3 protein-coding genes are annotated in these 2,635 nt (G+C 69.1%); 2 read left to right on the top strand and 1 reads right to left on the bottom strand.

All coding sequences use genetic code 11. The features are described from left to right. Window positions 1-98: 98 nt before the first annotated feature. Together ACE3TU_RS21210 and ACE3TU_RS21215 are read left to right on the top strand one after the other, a co-directional pair. The gene (locus tag ACE3TU_RS21210) at window positions 99-617 is read left to right on the top strand and encodes a DUF6622 family protein (RefSeq protein WP_374627847.1); all 519 of its coding nucleotides are present in this window, start codon (window positions 99-101) and stop codon (window positions 615-617) included. 121 nt (window positions 618-738) lie between these two features. Beyond that, the gene (locus ACE3TU_RS21215) at window positions 739-1,437 is read left to right on the top strand and encodes a hypothetical protein (protein ID WP_374627848.1); all 699 of its coding nucleotides are present in this window, start codon (window positions 739-741) and stop codon (window positions 1,435-1,437) included. Between the two features lie 31 nt (window positions 1,438-1,468). On the opposite strand, the gene ACE3TU_RS21220 is transcribed toward ACE3TU_RS21215, so the two are convergent. Next, window positions 1,469-2,635 (bottom strand): molybdopterin dinucleotide binding domain-containing protein (locus ACE3TU_RS21220; RefSeq protein ID WP_374627849.1); only part of this gene is annotated, 1,167 nt, incomplete at its 5' end.

The raw sequence follows: 2,635 nt of genomic DNA on the forward strand, positions 1-2,635 counted from the left end.
GGCCGCAAGCGGGGCAGCGTCGTGCTGCAGGTCGCCGGCGCCATGGCCGGGGTTTCCCGCACTTCGGGCGCCACCCATGGCGCAGCAGCGAGGCGCTGATGAGCGCCTCGCTGCACTCCGTCGCCGTGGTGATCGCCCACACGCCGGTCTGGGTCTGGGGGCTCTATGCGCTGCTGCTGGTCCTCGGCCTTCGGCGCACGCGTGACGTTACCCTGCCGCTATGGCGGGTGCTGATCCTGCCGGCGGTCGTGACGGTGCTCGCGGTCTCGAGCGTCATCGGCGCCGGCCTCGGCACGCTGCCCGTGATACTCGTCGGCCTTGCCGCCGGCGGCGCGGCGGGCTGGCGGCTCGAGCCGGCCGGTGCCACCCGCCGCCTGCCCGGCGGCAGGCTCCGTCTGCGCGGCGAATGGTGGACGCTTCTCCAGCTCGCGCTGGTGCTCGTCCTGCGCTACCTCGCCAACGTCGTTGCCGCCATCGATCCCGTGCTCCACGCCAACCCGGCCTGGCACCTGGGCACTGCGTTTGCGACCGCCGCCCTGTCCGGGCTGTTCCTCGGCCGCACCGCGGCGAGGCTGCGCGTCTGCTTCGCGCCCGCCCTGCCCTCGGCATCCGCTTGATGGCGCTGACAAGCGAGGTCTGCGTCGCCGGATGAAAATTGCGCTTGGTCAAGACGCGCCTGCGCTTCTGGGCGTTCCCTGTCACCAGGTTTCTCTGGAGGTTGTGTTGCGCGGAGTACTCGTGGCCTTCATGCCCGTCTTGGCACTCTTTTTCGTACCTCCTGCGATTTCCCAGGAAAACCTGGTCTTCAGCACGCCGGAGGACGCGGTCGCCGCCTATCTGGATGGTGTAGCGAGGCATGACTTCGACGGGATTCTCGCGGCGACGGCGCTCGAGAAGCTCTATCTGGACTTCGACTTCGCCGCATACGTGGAGTCGCTGGGCGGGGTGACGCCTTCGGTGCCGGCACCGGCCAGCGACCCGCTGCTCGTCGAGATCAACAAGGCGGCTTTCGCGGCGGGCATGGCCCAGCAGGTGAAGATGCTCACCTATTTCCTGTTGCGCCGATGGGACCTGACCCAGGACAGGATTGTCCCCCTGCAGCCGGGAGACGGCGCTGCCCTGGCAGCCGCTCTCGACCCGCGGCGGCTGGATGACCTCAAGCTGATCAGGGTCGGAACGCCAAGGCCGAAACTGATGGGTGAGCAGAAATACCAGGAGCATGCCGCGCAGCGCGCCCGGTTCTTTGGCGCCGACGAGTTCACCGAGCGCGTCGCCTTGATCGCGTTCGAAGGCCAGACCTACGAAATGGGCTTCCAACTGATGCGGTTCGATGCGGGCTGGACGATCTCGGCGCAGTCATCGCCTGTCGGCAACACGAGTCCCGCCGGGGTGCCATGGCCGATGACCCCCGAGGAGTTCGACGACCTGCTCGAATAGGGTCAGCCGGACGACGTCCGAGATGCCGTCGTCATTCGGCGGCGGCGAAAGCATGCGCGTGGATGATCTCGCCGATCTCGGCGCGGCACGAACCGCAACTGGTGCCGGCCGTGGTGAACGCCGCGACGGCCTCGACCGTGGTGCAGCCGTGCCGGGTCACCGCGGCGGCGATGGTGTTGATGCCCACGGACCGGCAGGCGCAGACGATGGCGCCGCCATCCGGGCGGTCGAGGCTGGGCCGGCCGGCCAGCACGGCCGCAGCCGAGAGACCGTCCGCGGCGAGCAGATCGGCGGCCCACTGGCGGGCAACCAGCACCGGCTCGGACGACAGCCAGAGCGCCGCCTGCAGGCGGCCATCCACCAGCAGGGCAAAGCCGCGTCGGCCACTCCGGACATCGTTGAGAGTCTCAACCCTGGCCGCTCCAAACATGCGGGTCAGCAGCACGTCGAAATCGGCGGGGACGGTGTCGAAGGCGATCTCGCCGCGCCAGCCGCCGGCAGCCGGCGCTATCGCCCAGTAGCTCGTTTCGAGCGCCGGCCGCTGCCGCGAAACGAAGAAGCCATAGAGGGCCACCTCGACGGGTTCGGCAAAGACTTCGGCCATCTTGAGCGCCGGCTGGCCCGAGACGGGGTCGGTCCTTGCCGCGACCACGGCGTCGACCCGACCGGAGGACGCGAACTGGTCGGTCCAGTGCATGGGCACGAAGACCTCCCCGCGTCGCTGACGATCGGTGACCAGCGCGCGGACGGTTGCCGATCCATGTGCACTGGTGAGGCGAACGAGACAGGCGCGGCGAATGCCCGCGGCCGCCGCGTCGTCAGGGTGGATCTCGACGAACGGCTCGGCGAAATGCGCGGCAAGGCGGGGCGTCTTGCCGGTGCGCGTCATGGTGTGCCAGTGGTCGCGCACCCGGCCGGTGTTGAGACGCAGGGCACCCGGCGCCGGGGCGAATGCGGGCGGCGGCTTTAGCGCTACGAAGCGGGCTCGTCCATCCGGGGTGAAGAACCGTCCGTCGGCGAACAGGCGCGCGGAGGGAGCGGCCCGCACCGGCCATTGCACCGGCTGCAGCCCGTCGTAGTCGGCTCCGATCAACCCTGTGAGATCGAAGTCGCGACGGCCATCGTTCTCGAAGCTGCTGAGCGCAACGTGCTCGGCGAAGATCTCCGACGGCCGACGATAGGAAAAGGCATCGCCATG

The organism is Devosia sp., from assembly GCF_041917035.1.
Classification (GTDB): domain Bacteria; phylum Pseudomonadota; class Alphaproteobacteria; order Rhizobiales; family Devosiaceae; genus Devosia_A.